The sequence below is a fragment of the Streptomyces sp. NPDC111516 genome (genome assembly GCF_055635345.1).
The window spans coordinates 1-17,213 of sequence record NZ_JBVKBV010000013.1 but is presented as its reverse complement, the minus strand read 5'-3'; the positions used below and the strand labels follow the sequence as shown (position 1 = coordinate 17,213).

The following is a 17,213-nucleotide window of genomic DNA, read 5'->3' as shown; positions in this document are numbered from 1 at the left end:
TAGCCGCATCCTTCACGCCCCACCGTACCGCCTTGCGCCGCGGCCGTGCGGGGAGCGATGTCGTGTTCACTCAGGGCTGCAAACATCAATTCCCCCCGTTCTGTTCCGTATCCTGTGCCCTTGCATTCTTGCCGAGTTCGGCAGAGAGCAGGGCGAGTACGCTCCGTACACTCTCATTACGGATGTCCGCGCGCCCGCCGTTCAACCGCAACGCGGTCACATTCTCCCGGCCGTCCGGCCCGGCCACCGCAACATAGACCGTGCCCACGGGCCTGCCGTCCTGCGGCTCGGGGCCGGCGACCCCCGTGGTGGCCAATCCCCAGTCTGCCCCGAGAACGCGGCGCACACCTGTCGCCATCTGCCGCGCCACGTCGGGATCGACCGCGCCGCGCGCCGCCAGCAGGGCGCCGTCCACGCCCAGCAATTCGCGCTTCAAGGGCGTTGCGTACGCCGTCACGGACCCGCGGAAGGAGTGCGAAGCACCTGGTACGGACGTCAGCTCCGCCGCGACCAGACCGCCGGTCAGCGACTCGGCAACGGCAAGAGTCTCACCGCGCTCCACGAGCAGCTCCAGCACCCGGGCCGCGGCGGTCACCGCTCGACCTCCGTCGGGCCATGAACACCCGAGGCCCCGGAGACCGGCCGCGCGCCCTCGACAACCCCGGACGCTTCGGACCCGTCAGCCCCCTCGGACCCGTCAGAGCCCTCAGACGCATCCCCCTCCGCAGCCTCAGACGCCCCAGCAGCCTCCGCCTCCGCAGCCTCCGCCGCAGCGGCCCTCTCCGCCGCGAGCCCCTTGCGCCGCAGTACGACGGCCTGGCGCACATAGTCGAGCCCGGTGACGACCGTCAGCACGACAGCCACCGCCATCACCCAGAAGCGCAGGGTGGCAAGTGGACCCGTCAGCGCCAGGACGTACATCCCGACGGCCGTCCCCTGCGCCAGAGTCTTCATCTTCCCGCCGCGACTGGCCGGAATCACCGCATGCCGTATCACCCAGAACCGCATCAGCGTGATGCCGATCTCGCGGAAGAGGATCACGCCCGTGACCCACCAGGGCAGATCACCGAGATACGACAGGCAGACCAGTGCCGCACCCATGATCGCCTTGTCCGCGATCGGGTCGGCGATCTTCCCGAAGTCGGTGACCAGGTTGTATGTGCGTGCGAGATGACCGTCGAACAGATCGGTGATCATGGCGATGGCGAACGCCGCCCAGGCGAATGATCGCCAGGCCGGGTCGTAGCCGCCGTTGTGCAGCAGCAACAGCACGAAGCCGGGCACCAGCACCAGTCGCAGCATGGTGAGCAGATTGGCGATGTTCCACAGACTGGCCTGGTTGACGGCCGCAGTGCCCAGCTTGCCGCCGCGGACCGGCTTCGCGCCGGAGCCGCCTGCCGCGGATGCCGGGACTCCCGTCATCTGGCCGCCTCCACGAGTTCGGAACACTCGGCCACCAGGTCCACTCCTTCGGTGCCCACCACCTTTGCCTCGACCATACGGCCGGGCACGAGACCCTCGCGTGCGGTGAAGAGCACCTGGCCGTCCGTTTCCGGGGCCTGGTGCGCCGCGCGCCCCACCGCCCGCGGCTCGTCGTCGGTGGAGTCGACGGACTCGACCAGCACCTGAAGGGTCTCCCCGAGGCGCTCCTCCGCACGCTGCGAGGTCAGCTCCTCGGCCAGCTGGGAGATGTGCGCGAGCCGCTCCGCGATGACGTCGGCGTCCAGCTTGTTCTCGTAGCCGACCGCCTCGGTGCCCTCCTCGTCGGAGTAGCCGAAGACGCCGATGGCGTCGAGCCGGGCACCGGTGAGGAAGCGTTCCAGCTCCGCCAGGTCGGCCTCGGTCTCTCCGGGGAAGCCCACGATGAAGTTGGAGCGTGCACCGGCCTGCGGGGCCTTGCCACGGATGGTGTCCAGCAGCTCCAGGAAACGGTCGGTGTCTCCGAAGCGGCGCATCGCCCGCAGCACGCCGGGGGCCGAGTGCTGGAAGGACAGGTCGAAGTACGGCGCGACCTTCGGGGTCGAAGTCAGTACATCGATGAGGCCCGGCCGCATCTCGGCGGGCTGCAGATAGCTGACCCGGATCCGCTCGATCCCCTCGACGTCGGCGAGTTCCGGCAGCAGCGTCTCCAGCAGCCTGATGTCGCCGAGGTCCTTGCCGTACGAGGTGTTGTTCTCGGAGACCAGCATGACTTCCTTCACGCCCTGCTCGGCCAGCCAGCGGGTCTCCCCCAGCACGTCCGAGGGGCGCCGCGAGATGAAGGACCCGCGGAAGGAGGGGATGGCGCAGAAGGAGCAGCGGCGGTCGCAGCCGGAGGCGAGCTTCACCGAGGCGACGGGGCTGGTGCCCAGCCGCCGCCGCAGGGGCGCCCGCGGCCCGGAGACCGGAGCGACTCCCTCGGGGAGGTCCTCAGGCGCGGGGGCGGGCCCTGCCTCCTGTGCGTGTCCCGGCAGCGCCACGGCGGCGTCCTGGCGCTCGGCCGGGCTGATCGGCAGTAGCTTTCGGCGGTCGCGCGGGGTGTGCGAGGCGTGGATGCCGCCGTTGAGGATGGTCTGGAGACGGTCTGAGATATCGGCGTAGTCGTCGAATCCGAGGACGCCGTCCGCCTCGGGCAGGGCCTCGGCGAGGTCCTTGCCGTAGCGCTCGGCCATGCAGCCGACGGCGACCACGGCCTGTGTTCTGCCGTGGTCCTTCAGATCATTGGCTTCGAGCAGAGCGTCGACGGAGTCCTTCTTGGCGGCCTCGACGAATCCACAGGTGTTGACGACGGCGACATCCGCGTCGGAGGCGTCCTCGACGAGCTCCCAGCCGTCCGCTGCCAAGCGGCCTGCGAGCTCCTCCGAGTCCACCTCGTTACGGGCGCAGCCAAGAGTGACAAGGGCGACGGTACGGCGTTCGGGCATGGGCTCAAGACTACTTTGTCCCGGCACCCGCCCTGGCGTGCAGGGTTCCACCGTTACACCGAGTAGCAAAGGCGGCGGGCGCCCGGCAGGATTGCCGGGCGCCCGCCGTGTTGCTGATACCGCTGCCGGTACCGCTGGGGAACGTGCCTGTGCGGGTCAGCCGACCGCCGGGTCGCCCTTCGTGTACGAGAGCCGCTCGACCTGACCGGGCTGGAACTTCTCCTCGACCTTCTTGCCGTTCACGAAGAGCTCGATGGCCCCGGCGTTACCGAGGACGAGGTCGACCCGCTCCTGGTCCTGGAAGGTCTTGGACTGGCCCTGGAGCAGCAGGCCGTCGAACAGCAGCCGCCCGTTGTGGTCCTTGGCAGAGATCCAGCTCTGGCCCTGACCGGCGCTGAGCTTCACCGTCACCTTGTCCCTGGGTGCCGCGGCGATGGCACCGTCGGAAGGCACCGGCTTGGGATCGACGGGCTTGCTGGTCTTCTGCTCTGGGCTCTTCGTATTGGGCGTCGAGCCCTCCGCGACCTGCGTGGTCGAGGGGCCGTCGTCGCCGCCCTTGAAGAAGGTGAAGCCGACGAAACCGACGACGGCGACGATCGCCACGACCATGGCCGCCGTCCAGTTGGGCCGGCGGGGTTCGGAACGGATTCTCTCGGCCTCGAACAGCGGCGCCGCGGGCGTGGGTGCGGGACGGCCGCCGTGCTCGCCGTCGTACTGTGAAACCAGCGGTTCCGGATCGATCCCGACGGCACGCGCCAAGGTACGGATATGGCCGCGCGCGTACACGTCGCCGCCACAGCGGGAGAAGTCGTCCTCTTCGATCGCGTGCACGATGGGGATGCGCACCCGGGTGGACGAACTGATCTCTTCGACCGTGAGACCTGCGGCGATACGAGCCTGCTGAAGCACTCGACCGATCGAAGGCCGGTCGTCTTCGGGGGAGTTGCCGATGGACACGGGGGCGCCTTTCGAGCGTGAGCCACCTGCTGGGTGTTCAGTCTAGGGGGGGTACGAAAGGGTGAGGCAACCGGGAGGAAGGACTTTGTACGCCATCGGACTCGAACGCTGTCCGATGCTCCGGGCCGCCTCTGGAAGGACCATCCTGCCGTCCCTCCCTCCAACTTGACGTACGACCCGACGAAACGGTTGCCCGACTTCACCTACGAAGCGGTTTCCCCGCGGATCAGTGCCAACACCCCGTCCAGCTCGTCCGGTTTCACCATGACGTCGCGCGCCTTGGATCCCTCGCTCGGCCCGACGATGTTCCGCGACTCCATCAGGTCCATGAGGCGGCCGGCCTTGGCGAAGCCGACCCGCAACTTGCGCTGGAGCATCGAGGTGGATCCGAACTGGGTGGAGACGACCAGTTCGGCGGCCTGGCAGAGCAGATCCAGGTCGTCGCCGATGTCCTCGTCGATCTCCTTCTTCTTGGCGGTGCCGACCACCACGTCGTCGCGGAAGACCGGCGACATCTGATCCTTGCAGTGCTGGACGATGGCCGCGACCTCGTCCTCGGTGACGAAGGCGCCCTGCATACGGGTGGGCTTGTTGGCACCCATCGGCAGGAACAGACCGTCACCCTTTCCGATGAGCTTCTCGGCGCCGGGCTGGTCGAGGATGACCCGGCTGTCGGCCAGCGAGGACGTGGCGAAGGCGAGCCGGGAGGGCACGTTCGCCTTGATCAGGCCGGTGACGACGTCGACCGAGGGACGCTGGGTCGCGAGCACCAGGTGGATGCCGGCGGCGCGGGCCAGTTGGGTGATGCGGACAATGGCGTCCTCCACGTCGCGCGGAGCGACCATCATCAGATCGGCGAGCTCGTCGACGATCACCAGCAGATACGGGTACGGCGAGAGCTCGCGCTCGCTGCCCTCCGGCGTCTTGACCTTGCCGTTGCGGACGGCCTGGTTGAAGTCGTCGATGTGCCGGTACCCGAACGCGGCCAGGTCGTCGTACCGCAGATCCATCTCCCGTACGACCCACTGGAGCGCCTCGGCGGCACGCTTCGGGTTGGTGATGATCGGCGTGATCAGGTGCGGGATGCCCTCGTACGCGGTCAGCTCGACCCGCTTGGGGTCGACCAGCACCATCCGGACATCGTCCGGCGTCGCCCGCACCATGACCGAGGTGATCAGGCAGTTGATGCAGGACGACTTGCCGGAACCGGTCGCGCCGGCCACCAGCACGTGCGGCATCTTCGCCAGGTTGGCCATCACATAACCGCCCTCGACGTCCTTGCCGAGCGCGACCAGCATCGGGTGGTCGTCCTCGGCGGCGTCCGCGAGGCGCAGCACATCGCCGAGGTTGACCATCTCCCGGTCGGTGTTGGGGATCTCGATGCCGACCGCCGACTTGCCCGGGATCGGGGAGATGATCCGGACGTCGGGACTGGCGACGGCGTACGCGATGTTCTTGGCGAGCGCGGTGATCCGCTCGACCTTCACCGCGGGGCCGAGCTCGACCTCGTACCGGGTGACCGTCGGTCCGCGGGTGAACCCGGTGACGGCGGCGTCGACCTTGAACTCGGTGAAGACGTTCGTCAGGGCCGCGACGATCGCGTCGTTGGCGGCGCTGCGGGTCTTGCCCGGCCCACCGCGTTCCAGCAGGTCGAGGGAGGGCAACGCGTAGGTGATGTCGCCGGAGAGCTGCAGCTGTTCGGCACGGGCCGGCAGCGGCTGGGACTGCGAGCGGTCGGGCGCGGGCTTCGTCAGATCGGGTACGCCGCCCGAGGGCGCCGCCCCCTTCTCCGGCTTCCCTCCCCCGGTGGCGGGCTCGCCCTCCCGGGCAAGGGGCACCGGCGAGCCCGGGCGTCCGCGCTCGACGGAGACGCCCTGGGTGAGGTCGGCGACGATCGGCGAGGGCGGCATGCCGTTGAGCACGGCTCCGTCGAGCGCGGCGGCCGCGGCCGCCGCGACGTCCACCGCGTCCATCGTGCGGTTCATCGCGGGCTGCACGGAGGGCCTGCGCGGGCGACGGCGCTTGGAGAGCGCGTCGGCCTCCGCCTGGTCGGGCTCGTACTCCGCGGGCGCTTCGGAGCGGCGTGCGGAGGAGCGGCGGGAGCGCGCGGGCAGCGCCTCGCGCCACTGCTCCTCGTAGCGCTCGTCGTCGCTCTCCTCGTCCGCCTCGGGGTCGTACACCGGGTCGAGGATGCCCAGCCTGGTGCCGAGCAGCCGGAGCCGTTGCGGAATGGCGTTCACCGGGGTTGCCGTGACGACGAGCAGCCCGAAGACGGTGAGCAGCAGCAGCAGCGGTACGGCGAGGACCTCGCCCATGGTGTAGATCAGCGGTTTGGAGGCCGCCCAGCCGATGAGCCCGCCCGCGTCCTGCATCGCCGTGGTGCCGTCGTCCCGGCCGGGCGATCCGCACGCGATGTGGACCTGTCCGAGCACCCCGATGACGAGGGCGGAGAGTCCGATGACGATGCGTCCGTTGGCCTCGGGCTTCTCCGGGTAGCGGATCAGCCGTACGGCGATGGCGCCGAGCAGTATCGGCACGAGCAGATCGAGCCGGCCGAAGGCTCCGGTGACGAGCATCTCGACGAGATCGCCGACGGGCCCGCGCAGATTCGACCAGGTGCCCGCGGCGACGACCAGCGCGAGGCCGAGCAGCAGCAGCGCGACTCCGTCCTTGCGGTGTGCGGGATCGAGTCCCTTGGCGCCGCGTCCTATGCCGCGGAACATCGCGCCGACGGCGTGGGCCGCACCGAGCCAGACGGCGCGCGCCAGGCGGTACACACCACCGGTGGGCGATGGCGCCGGTTTGGCCGCGGCCGCCTTCTTGGCGGGGGCGGTCTTCTTCGCGGCGGTCTTCTTGGCAGGCGCGCTCTTCTTGGCGGGCGCGGCTTTCTTGGCCGGCCCCGCGGTACGGCCGACGCGCTTCGCGGTGCCCGCCGTGCCCTGGGAACCCTTGCCGGACGTACGTGAGGCCATGGTGCCGAGGTTACCGGTGTCGGCGGCCGTGAACACGTGTGCCTGCCGCTTCACCCGACCGTGTCGCTGGACAGAGGCCGGAAACTGACGCGCTCTCACGCCTCCACGCCACCGGACACCCTGACCGACCCACCGATCCACCGATCCACCGATCCACCGATCCACCAAAACACTGCCCCATCGAACTGGCGAACCGTCAAACCGCCGAACGGCCGGGACAGCGGGGCAGTTGGGCCGAGGGTTCGGGCAACCGCCCGTTCCCGGCCGGAGGTCGGACCCGCCGGACCGCTCCCGTGGTGGTCGCGCGCGGTACGACGTTACGAGGGGAGCACGGGCGCGCCGCTTCCGGTGCCGGGCTCCAGCGCGTCGAGTGCCCGGCGCAGGCCGGTCAGCTTGCGTTCCAAGTGGGCGGCGGTGGCCACGGCCGCGGCGTCCGCCGACTCGTCGTCGAGCTGTTTGGAGAGCGCTTCGGCCTGCTCCTCGACGGCCGCGAGCCGCGCCGAGAGCTCGGCCAGCAGCCCTGCGGGCTCCCTCTCGTGGCCCGCCCCGCCGTTGTTGTCGCCCTCCAGCTGCAGCCGCAGCAGCGCCGCCTGCTCGCGCAGCTTGCAGTTCTTCATGTACAGCTCGACGAAGACCGAGACCTTGGCCCGCAGCACCCACGGATCGAACGGCTTCGAGATGTAGTCCACCGCACCCGCCGCGTAACCCCTGAAGGTGTGATGCGGACCGTGATTGATCGCGGTGAGAAAGATGATTGGGATGTCCCGGGTCCGTTCCCGCCGCTTGATGTGCGCGGCCGTTTCGAAACCGTCCATGCCCGGCATCTGGACGTCCAGCAGAATGACCGCAAAGTCGTCCGTGAGCAGCGCTTTGAGCGCTTCCTCCCCTGACGATGCCCGTACCAGTGTCTGATCGAGCGCAGAGAGGATGGCCTCCAGCGCCAGCAGATTCTCCGGCCGGTCATCGACCAGGAGGATCTTGGCCTTCTGCACCATGGCCCGCCCTCCTCGCCCCGGAATTGCACCGGGCGCCGCCCCAGGGGACGACTCCCTTACGCCGTCCGTCCTTGTGCCGGTCATGGTAGCCGCACCCCGCCCGTCACCACACCCTGTCACCACCATGTCACTGTGCACACAGCAGAAACGCGGTGGGGGACGAGAAGGTTCCCCGTACAGCGCGTTCTCACACCCCTGCGAGCACAGTCAGTCAACAACTCATGGCGATTCCTGCAACTAATGATCACTCTCCGCGCATCCACTGCTCCATTACGGAAAGGAGATGATCAGGATCGACAGGCTTGGTCACGTAATCGGAAGCGCCGGATTCGATCGCCTTCTCCCGGTCGCCCTTCATGGCCTTCGCGGTCAGCGCGACGATCGGCAGGCCGGCGAACTGCGGCATCCGGCGGATCGCCGCCGTCGTGGCATAGCCGTCCATCTCCGGCATCATGATGTCCATCAGTACGACTGTCACATCATCGTGCTGTTCCAGGACTTCGATGCCCACGCGTCCGTTCTCGGCGTACAGCACCGAAAGACCGTGCTGCTCCAGCACGCTGGTGAGCGCGAAGACGTTACGGATGTCGTCGTCGACGATCAGCACCTTCTCGCCGTGGAACCGGAACGCCCTTCGGACCTCCGGTTCGTCCTGCCCGCCGAGCGCCCACGGCTCCTGCGGATCTGCTGTACGGGGCGGCAGCACGGGTCGTCGCTCCGCGCCCCCCAGGGTCATGCGACGACGCCGCATCAGCCCTGCGGCACCAGCGGCACCGGCGCCACCAACGGCATCGGAGCCACCCGGCACACCGGCCGAATCCCGCGCGGCAGCCGTCGGGTCAGCGCTCGGTCCGGCCTCCGCGGGCAGACCTTGCTCGGCCGCGGAATCATGTGCCTCACCCGGCCCCGGGCCGATCTGCGGATACCCCTGGGGCGGCAACTCGCTCGGGTGCAGCGGCAGATACAGCGTGAAGGTCGAGCCACGGCCCGGCTCGCTCGCCGCGTGGATCTCGCCGCCCAGCAGCCGGGCGATCTCCCGGCTGATGGACAGGCCGAGTCCCGTACCGCCGTACTTGCGACTGGTCGTACCGTCCGCCTGCTTGAACGCCTCGAAGATCACCAGCATCTTGCTGGACGCGATCCCGATACCGGTGTCGGTGACCGAGAAGGCGATCAGATCGGCGTCGGCGTCACGCAGCGAGCCGGCCTCCAGGAGCTGCTCGCGGATGGCGTTCGGTACGTCCTCACCGGCCGGCCTGATCACCAGCTCGACCGCTCCGCTGTCGGTGAACTTCACCGCGTTGGAAAGGAGATTGCGCAGCACCTGGAGCAGCCGCTGCTCGTCCGTGTGCAGGGTCGCGGGAAGCTCCGGCGAGACCCGCACGGAGAAATCGAGCCCCTTCTCCGCGGTGAGCGGCCGGAAGGTCGCCTCCACATAATCGACGAGCTGGACCAGCGCGATCCGGGTCGGGCTGACGTCCATCTTGCCCGCCTCGACCTTCGTCAGATCGAGGATGTCATTGATCAGCTGAAGCAGATCGGACCCGGCCCCGTGGATCGTCTCGGCGAACTCCACCTGCTTCGGCGAGAGATTCCCCTCGGCGTTGTCCGCGAGCAGCTTGGCAAGAATGAGCAGCGAGTTGAGCGGCGTACGCAACTCGTGCGACATGTTCGCCAGGAACTCGGACTTGTACCGCATCGAGACCGCGAGCTGCTCGGCGCGCTCCTCCAGAACCTGTCGGGCATCCTCGATCTCGGTGTTCTTGACCTCGATGTCGCGGTTCTGCTGGGCCAGCAGCTCGGCCTTCTCCTCCAGTTCGGCGTTGGACGCCTGGAGCGCCTTCTGCCGGTTCTCCAACTCCTGTGATCGGTCCCGCAATTGCGCGGCCAGCTCCTGCGACTGCTCAAGGAGCTTCTCGGTCTTCGTATTGACGCTGATGGTGTTGACGCTCGTCGCGATCATCTCGGCGAGCTGGTTGAGGAAGTCCCGCTGAATATGCGTGAACGGCTGGAACGACGCCAGCTCGATCACACCGAGAACCTTCCCCTCGAAGAGCACCGGCAGCACGATCACGTGCGCGGGCGGCGCCTCGCCGAGCCCTGAGGAAATCTTCAGATACCCGGGCGGAACGTTGTCCACCTGGATGGTCCGCTTCTCCTCCGCCGCCGTGCCGATGAGGGTCTCACCGGGCCGGAAGGATGTCGGCATCGATCCCGCCGAATATCCGTAGCTGCCCCTCATACAGAGTTCGTACGAGCTGTCCTTGTCGCTGTCCGATCCCACCGCGTCGGTGTCACCGGTCGGCATGGCCAGGAAGAACGCACCGTGCTGGGCGGAGACGACCGGGGTCAGCTCGCTCATGATCAGCGAAGCCACGTCGTCGAGATCGCGCCGCCCCTGCATCAGGCCGGAGATCCGGGCGAGATTGCCCTTCAGCCAGTCCTGCTCCTTGTTGGTGGCCGTGGTGTCGCGCAGGTTGGCGATCATCGTATTGATGTTGTCCTGCAGGGCCTGGATCTCGCCGGCCGCGTCCACATCGATCTTGAGGTTGAGGTCGCCGCGGGTCACCGCGGTGGCGACGGCCGCGATCGCCCGCACCTGACGGGTGAGGTTCCCGGCCATCTCGTTCACCGACTCGGTGAGGTCGCGCCAGGTGCCGTCGACGTCCCGGACCCGGGCCTGGCCGCCCAACTGGCCTTCCGTACCCACCTCGCGGGCCACCCGGGTCACCTGCTCGGCGAACGAGGACAGCTGGTCGACCATCGTGTTGATGGTGTTCTTCAGCTCCTGGATCTCGCCGCGCGCGTCAATGTCGATCTTCTTGGTGAGGTCGCCCTTGGCGATGGCCGTGGTGACCGTGGCGATCTGCCGCACCTGACCGGTCAGATTGGACGCCATCGAGTTCACGGACTCGGTGAGGTCCTTCCACGTACCGGAGACCCCCGGAACACGTGCCTGGCCGCCCAGCTCACCTTCCGTGCCCACCTCGCGGGCGACCCGCGTCACCTCGTCGGCGAACGACGACAGCGTCGTCACCATCGTGTTGACGGTGTCCGCGAGCTCGGCGACCTCGCCGCGCGCCTCGACGGTGACCTTCTTCGTCAGATCGCCGTTGGCGACCGCGGACGAGACCCGGGAGATGTTCCGCACCTGACTGGTCAGGTTGTTGGCCATCAGGTTGACGTTGTCGCTGAGGTCCTTCCAGATACCGGTCGCACCGCGCACCCTGGCCTGGCCGCCGAGGATGCCCTCGGTACCCACCTCGCGGGCGACCCGCGTCACCTCGTCGGCGAAGTTCAGCAGCTGGTCGACCATCGTGTTGACGGTCGTGACCAGTTCGAGGATCTCACCCTTGGCATCGACCGTGATCTTCTTGGAGAGATCGCCGTTGGCGACCGCGGTGGTGACCTCTGCGATGTTACGGACCTGCAGGGTCAGGTTGTTCGCCATGCCGTTGACGGACTGGGTGAGGTCCTTCCACGTACCGGACACACCCTGCACCTCGGCCTGGCCGCCGAGGATGCCTTCCGTACCCACCTCGCGGGCGACCCGCGTCACCTGTTCGGCGAAGTTCGAGAGCTGGTCGACCATCGTGTTGAGGGTGTTCTTCAGCTCCAGGATCTCGCCGCGCGCATCCACATCGATCTTCTGCGACAGGTCACCCCGCGCCACCGCCGTGGCAACCTGCGCGATGTTACGGACCTGCGCGGTGAGGTTCCCCGCCATGCCGTTGACCGAATCGGTCAGATCACGCCACACACCGGCCACACCGGGCACCTGCGCCTGGCCGCCGAGCCGCCCGTCGGTACCCACCTCACGGGCGACCCGGGTCACTTGGTCGGCGAAGGCGGAGAGCTGGTCGACCATCGTGTTGATGGTGTTCTTCAGCTCCAGGATCTCGCCGCGCGCATCCACATCGATCTTCTGCGACAGGTCACCCCGCGCCACCGCCGTGGTCACCTGCGCGATCTGGCGCACCTGGGAGGTCAGGTTTCCCGCCATGAAGTTGACGGAGTCGGTGAGCTCCTTCCACGTACCGGAGACGCCGTCGACCCGCGCCTGGCCGCCGAGGCGGCCCTCCGTGCCCACGTCACGCGCCATCCGCGTCACCTGATCGGCGAACGACGACAGCTGCGCCACCATGGTGTTGACGGTGTTCTTCAGCTCCAGCATCTCGCCGGCCACATCGACGGTGACCTTCTGCGAGAGATCACCGTTGGCGACCGCCGTCGTCACCTGTGCGATGTCGCGCACCTGCCCCGTCAGATTCCGGAACGCCGTGTTCACCGAGTCCGTGAGGTCCTTCCAGGTCCCCGCAGCCCCCGGCACCTCCGCCTGACCGCCCAACCGGCCCTCGACGCCGACCTCCCGGGCCACTCGGGTCACTTCCGAACCGAAGGACTGGAGCTGGTCCACCATCGTGTTGACAGTGTTCTTCAGCTCCAGCATCTCGCCGGCCACATCGACGGTGACCTTCTGCGTCATGTCGCCGCTGGCCACCGCCGTGGTCACCTGCGCGATGTCGCGCACCTGAGTCGTCAGGTTCCGGAAGACCGTGTTCACCGAGTCGGTGAGGTCCTTCCAGGTACCGGCGGCCCCCGGCACCTGCGCCTGGCCGCCGAGCAGCCCCTCGCCGCCGACCTCGCTGGCCACCCGGGTCACTTCGTCCGCGAAGGTGCGCAGCGTCTCGGTCATCTGGTTGATGGTCTCGGCCAGCTGCGCGACCTCGCCCCGGGCACTCACCGTCACCTTCTGTGACAGGTCGCCGTTGGCGACCGCCGTGGTCACCTCGGCGATCCCGCGCACCTGGGAGGTCAGGTTGCCGGCCATCGTGTTGACGGAGTCGGTGAGGTCCTTCCACACCCCGGCCACACCGGGCACGGTCGCCTGCCCGCCCAGCTCGCCCTCCGTGCCCACCTCTCGGGCGACCCGGGTCACCTCGGAGGAGAACGACGACAGCTGGTCGACCATCGTGTTGACGGTGTTCTTCAGCTGCAGCATCTCGCCGGCCACATGGACGGTGACCTTCCGCGACAGGTCCCCCTTGGCGACCGCCGTCGTCACCAGGGCGATGTCCCGCACCTGCGCCGTGAGCCGGTACGCCATGGTGTTCACGGAGTCCGTGAGGTCCTTCCACGACCCGGACATCCCGCGCACCTGGGCCTGCCCGCCCAGCTTGCCCTCGGTACCCACCTCGACGGCGACCCGCGTCACCTGCTCGGTGAACGCCGACAGCTGGTCGACCAGGTTGTTGACCGTGCGGGCGACCTTCAGGAACTCGCCGCGCAGCGGCCGTACCGTCTCGTCGGCCGTGTGCGACCGCAGCTCCATGCGCTGTTCGAGATCACCGTCGGCGACCGCCGACAGCACCCGCCCGACCTCCGAGACCGGCCGGGCCAGATCGTCGACCAGGTCGTTGGAGGCGTCGATGGCGGCCGCCCAGGAGCCCTCGCAGGCGCCCGTCTCCAGCCGCTCGGTGAGCTTCCCCTCACGTCCGACCACCCGCCGCACCCGGGCCAGCTCGCCGGTGAGATGGAGGTTACGGTCGGCCACTTCGTTGAAGACTGCCGCGATCTCCGCCATCACGCCGTCGCCCGAGACGGTCAGGCGCCTGCGGAAGTTCCCGTCGCGCATCGCGACCAGGCCCGCCAGGAGTCTGTTGAGCGCCGCCGCGTCGACGTCAATGGTTCCATTGCGCTGTTTCTTCACGGGCTGTCCGCCTTTTGTGCGCGTGCCTGTTCCCCGCGCCGCCACGCCAGACTCCACCGTGATCCCTCCCGCAGGGGTTGACCGTATCGTTCGGGCCTCGTCTGGGACCCTGCCCAGTTCCTCGTTGACTACCGCAACTGCCCACCGTCGACGGGTGACCATGCGAACGTCAAATCGTTGAAACGTACCAGGCCCGACCCGATCGGGGTGCAGCCTCCAACGGTTGCTCCACATACCCCTGTTGGGAAGCCCACACTTGTACGGTCCCGTGACTGCTACTGCTCGTTGCTGCCCGAAGTCGGCCCTCGTGTACCCGGTACCGAGACCGAGCGTCTAGCCTGGCAAGCGAATCGAAGCGGCGAGAAACGGGCACAGGACTCGGGGAAGCGACGAGACACCATATGGGGAGTGCTGTGATCACCGCGCGCGCGGCTGCCACCTTCGACCCGGTCGGTCGCTCCGTCGCGACCGCCCGCGCCTTTGTCCGTGACACCCTCCAGGGCTGGGGATACACGGATGTCGTCGACGACGCCGTCGTCCTCACCAGCGAGCTCGTGACCAACGCCGTGGTGCACGCGGGCACGGCAGCGGACGTGCTCTGCCTGCGTACGGAGGACGGCGTACGGGTCGAGGTCTCCGACCACTATCCGGAACGCGAGATCCCGCTCCAGAGCACAGGTCTGGACTTCGGCAGCCCGGACCGCGAGAACGGCCGCGGGCTGCTGCTCTGCGCGGCGCTCGCCTCCCGGTGGGGCGTCGAGTATTCGCCCACCCACAAGCACGTCTGGTTCCAGCTCGATCTTCCCGAACGCCCGGTGGGCATCCGCTCCGCCGGCCCCATGCTCCCCGTCGGGCTGCTCCCGGTCGCGGACGAGCGCGTCCGGGTGGCCGTCGTCCAGACCGACAGCACCGGTTCCATCGCCGCCTGGAACGAGGACGCCGCGTTCCTCTTCGGATACGCCGCCGACCAGGTCACCGGAAAACAACTCACCGACTTCACCGCCTGGCCGCAGACGCCCGGCACCAACACCGGAATCGCCGAGGCACTGCGGCTCTCGCGCTGGGAGGGCAGTTACGGAATCCGGGGCGCCGACGGCCGCACCATCCCCGTCTACGCCTCACACCTCCGGGTCCGCGACACCCGCGGCGAACCGTCCACGGTCTGTCTGCTCGTCCGCGACTACGAACGCGCCGTGCTCCAGTCCCCGGTCCGCGCACCGGTGTCCGAGGCCAACGCCGACGGCCACAAGACGGATCCGTTCGAGATCTTCATCGGCTCCCCGGCCCCCGACGACCTCGACGGCCTGCTCCAGCGCACCGTCGAGCGGGCCCGCGACATGCTCGATGCCGATTCGGCCTTCCTGCTGCTGGCGACGGACGACGAAACCGAACTGGAGGTACGGGCCACGACCGGACTGCCCTCCGCCCGCCAGCGTTTCGCCCGGGTCCCGGTGGAGGCAGGCACGGGACGTTACGGCTCCGCCCGGATGCCCGCCGTCCACGAGGACCTCGACAACGTTCCGGGCGCCGTCCCCCTGCTCGGCGGGACCGGGATGCGCTCCGTCGTCACCGTCCCGCTGAAGGTCGAAGGACGTCTCACGGGCTCGCTGGGAGTCGCCGCGGAAGCGGCCGGACGCTACTCCAACGAGGAGGCCCTGCGCCTCCAGTTTGCCGCGGACCGCATCGCGCTGGCTGTCGAATCGGCCCGCCTGGGCGAGCTTGAGCGTCTGCGACGTGGTTCCCTCTCCTTCCTCGTCGAGGCCTCCGACCTGCTCGCGGGCACCCTCGACCGGGACCAGACCCTGGCCCTGATGGCCCAGATGACGGTCCCCACCCTGGCCACCTGGTGCGCCGTCTACACGATCGCCGACCAGTCCTCGGAGCCGTACCTCTCCTACGTGCTGCACGAGGACGAGGAGCGCATCGACGGCCTCAAGGCCCTGCTCTCCAAGATCGCTCCTCCGGACCCGGTGCCGACCCCGGGAGCCCGTGTCTGGGCGGCCCCGTCCGAGGCCGCCCACCAGGCTGCTCTGCGTACCTCGATGCGTACGCTCGGCCTCGGCGAACCCGGCGGGCTCGGCGTCGGCATCCATACGACGCTCGCCACCGCCGCGGCGGTGGGCGGAGAGACCGTGGTCCTGCCCCTCGTCGCCCGAAACCGCGTCATCGGCATGCTCACGCTCGGAAAGCCATCCGATGACCATTTCCGGCAGGAGATCCTGGAATTGGCCGAGGACCTCTCCCGACGCGCCGCCCTCGCACTCGACAACGCCCGCCTGTATTCGGAACGCATGGCGATCAGTCAGTCCCTCCAGCGCAGCCTGTTGCCGCCGGGGCTACCCAATGTCCCCAATGTCGAGATCGAGGTCATCTACCGCGCGGCAGGCGAGGGCAACGAGGTCGGCGGGGACTTCTACGACGTCTTCCCGATCCGCGACGGCGCCTACGGATTCGCCATCGGTGACGTCTGTGGTACGGGTCCGGAGGCCGCGGCCGTCACGGGTCTCGCCCGCCACGCCCTACGCCTCCTCGCCCGCGAGGGCTTCGGCGGCCCGGCCGTCCTGGAGCGCCTCAACGCCGCCATTCTGGACGAAGGCGCCCGCAGCCGCTTCCTGACCCTCCTGTACGGGGAGCTGTGGCCGCAGGAGGACGGCAGCGCTCGGCTCAAGGTGGTCTGCGCGGGGCACCCCCTGCCGCTGCGCCTGCGCCAGGACGGCTCGGTCGAGGCAGCCGCCGAACCTCAGCCGCTGCTGGGCGTCATCGAGGACCTCGAACTGTACGAGCAGACGGTCACCCTCGCCCCGGGCGATGTCCTGCTGTGCGTGACCGACGGCGTCACGGAACGCCGTGAGGGCACCCGCATGCTCGGCGACGACGGCCTGGCGGACGTGCTGGCCACCTGTACGGGACTCACGGCAGGCGCGGTGGCAGCACGCATCCTGCGCGCGGTAGAACGCTTCGCCGCCGAGCCGGCCTCCGACGACATGGCCATCCTCGCCATGCGCGTCCCCGAACCACCCACCACCTGACCGCACTTCATCGGTGGGCACGAAAGCATCGAGACACGCGAAAGGCCCTCACCGGATGGTGAGGGCCTTTCATCTTGCCTGAGCCCCAATGCGGAATCGAACCGCAGACCTTCTCCTTACCATGGAGACGCTCTACCGACTGAGCTATTGGGGCCTGCTGCGCTGTGGCAACGAGGTAAAGCATACCCTGAGATCAGGGGTGCTCAGAACCACTGCCCACACTTGATTCTGACGGAGTCTCACTGGTCCGGCGCCGCTCTCCCTCTACGGCACAGGCCGGCCAGCCATGCCTTGCTCGAGCCGGGCGCGACGGTACGGATCGGGCCGTGAACGCAGAAAAGCCCCGTGCCACAAGGGCACGGGGCTTTCCCGTAAAAGGAGTTCGGCGGCGTCCTACTCTCCCACAGGGTCCCCCCTGCAGTACCATCGGCGCTGAAAGGCTTAGCTTCCGGGTTCGGAATGTAACCGGGCGTTTCCCTAACGCAATGACCACCGAAACACTATGAAATTAACCAACACCGGAACAACACGGCCGTTCGTTATTTCAGAACAAACACAGTGGACGCGAGCAACTGAGGACAAGCCCTCGGCCTATTAGTACCAGTCAGCTCCACCCGTTACCGGGCTTCCACATCTGGCCTATCAAC

At 68.3% G+C, this 17,213-nt stretch carries 8 protein-coding genes, 1 tRNA gene and 2 rRNA genes; 1 reads left to right on the top strand and 10 read right to left on the bottom strand.

The features are described 5' to 3' along the window. Nucleotides 1-85 precede the first annotated feature (85 nt). The 7 genes from ACZ7L9_RS23335 to ACZ7L9_RS23305 form a co-directional block, all read right to left on the bottom strand. The gene (locus ACZ7L9_RS23335; RefSeq protein ID WP_471417710.1) at nucleotides 86-595 is read right to left on the bottom strand and encodes a CinA family protein; all 510 of its coding nucleotides are present in this window, start codon (nucleotides 593-595) and stop codon (nucleotides 86-88) included. Then, nucleotides 592-1,422 (bottom strand): CDP-diacylglycerol--glycerol-3-phosphate 3-phosphatidyltransferase, encoded by an 831-nt coding sequence (gene pgsA, locus ACZ7L9_RS23330; RefSeq protein WP_471417708.1) that lies wholly within the window; start codon nucleotides 1,420-1,422, stop codon nucleotides 592-594. Before pgsA ends, ACZ7L9_RS23335 begins: the two co-directional genes overlap by 4 nt. Further along, complete coding sequence (rimO, locus tag ACZ7L9_RS23325; RefSeq protein ID WP_471417706.1) at nucleotides 1,419-2,903, bottom strand: 30S ribosomal protein S12 methylthiotransferase RimO; 1,485 nt, start codon at nucleotides 2,901-2,903, stop codon at nucleotides 1,419-1,421. Before rimO ends, pgsA begins: the two co-directional genes overlap by 4 nt. A 156-nt stretch (nucleotides 2,904-3,059) precedes the next feature. Further along, on the bottom strand, nucleotides 3,060-3,860 hold the full coding sequence (locus tag ACZ7L9_RS23320) for a helix-turn-helix domain-containing protein (protein ID WP_471417704.1): 801 nt from the start codon (nucleotides 3,858-3,860) through the stop codon (nucleotides 3,060-3,062). A gap of 203 nt (nucleotides 3,861-4,063) precedes the next feature. After that, nucleotides 4,064-6,832: a DNA translocase FtsK gene (locus ACZ7L9_RS23315; RefSeq protein WP_471417702.1), complete on the bottom strand. Its 2,769-nt coding sequence runs from the start codon at nucleotides 6,830-6,832 to the stop codon at nucleotides 4,064-4,066. Nucleotides 6,833-7,149: 317 nt separating this feature from the next. Then, nucleotides 7,150-7,827, bottom strand: coding sequence for a response regulator (locus ACZ7L9_RS23310; RefSeq protein ID WP_471417700.1), 678 nt, complete (start codon nucleotides 7,825-7,827; stop codon nucleotides 7,150-7,152). Between the two features lie 244 nt (nucleotides 7,828-8,071). Then, nucleotides 8,072-13,537, bottom strand: a complete 5,466-nt coding sequence (locus tag ACZ7L9_RS23305) for a HAMP domain-containing protein (protein ID WP_471417698.1) — start codon at nucleotides 13,535-13,537, stop codon at nucleotides 8,072-8,074. A 413-nt stretch (nucleotides 13,538-13,950) separates the two neighbouring features. Here ACZ7L9_RS23305 and ACZ7L9_RS23300 point away from each other — a divergent pair, with 413 nt between their 5' ends. Further along, entirely contained in the window at nucleotides 13,951-16,566 is a 2,616-nt protein-coding gene (locus tag ACZ7L9_RS23300; RefSeq protein WP_471417696.1) for a SpoIIE family protein phosphatase, read from the top strand. Nucleotides 16,567-16,647: 81 nt separating this feature from the next. On the opposite strand, the gene ACZ7L9_RS23295 is transcribed toward ACZ7L9_RS23300, so the two are convergent. The 3 genes from ACZ7L9_RS23295 to ACZ7L9_RS23285 all read right to left on the bottom strand — a co-directional run. After that, nucleotides 16,648-16,720 (bottom strand) — tRNA-Thr (locus ACZ7L9_RS23295). A 226-nt stretch (nucleotides 16,721-16,946) separates the two neighbouring features. Then, nucleotides 16,947-17,063, bottom strand: a 5S ribosomal RNA gene (gene rrf, locus ACZ7L9_RS23290). A gap of 77 nt (nucleotides 17,064-17,140) precedes the next feature. Beyond that, nucleotides 17,141-17,213, bottom strand: a 23S ribosomal RNA gene (locus tag ACZ7L9_RS23285); the annotation flags it as partial.

Excerpts from the sequence above, each read along its gene's own strand:
- pgsA (WP_471417708.1), bottom strand. The coding sequence starts at position 1,422 with ATGACGGGAGTCCCGGCATCCGCGGCAGGCGGCTCCGGCGCGAAGCCG.
- rimO (WP_471417706.1), bottom strand. The coding sequence starts at position 2,903 with ATGCCCGAACGCCGTACCGTCGCCCTTGTCACTCTTGGCTGCGCCCGT.
- ACZ7L9_RS23315 (WP_471417702.1), bottom strand. The coding sequence starts at position 6,832 with ATGGCCTCACGTACGTCCGGCAAGGGTTCCCAGGGCACGGCGGGCACC.
- ACZ7L9_RS23310 (WP_471417700.1), bottom strand. The coding sequence starts at position 7,827 with ATGGTGCAGAAGGCCAAGATCCTCCTGGTCGATGACCGGCCGGAGAAT.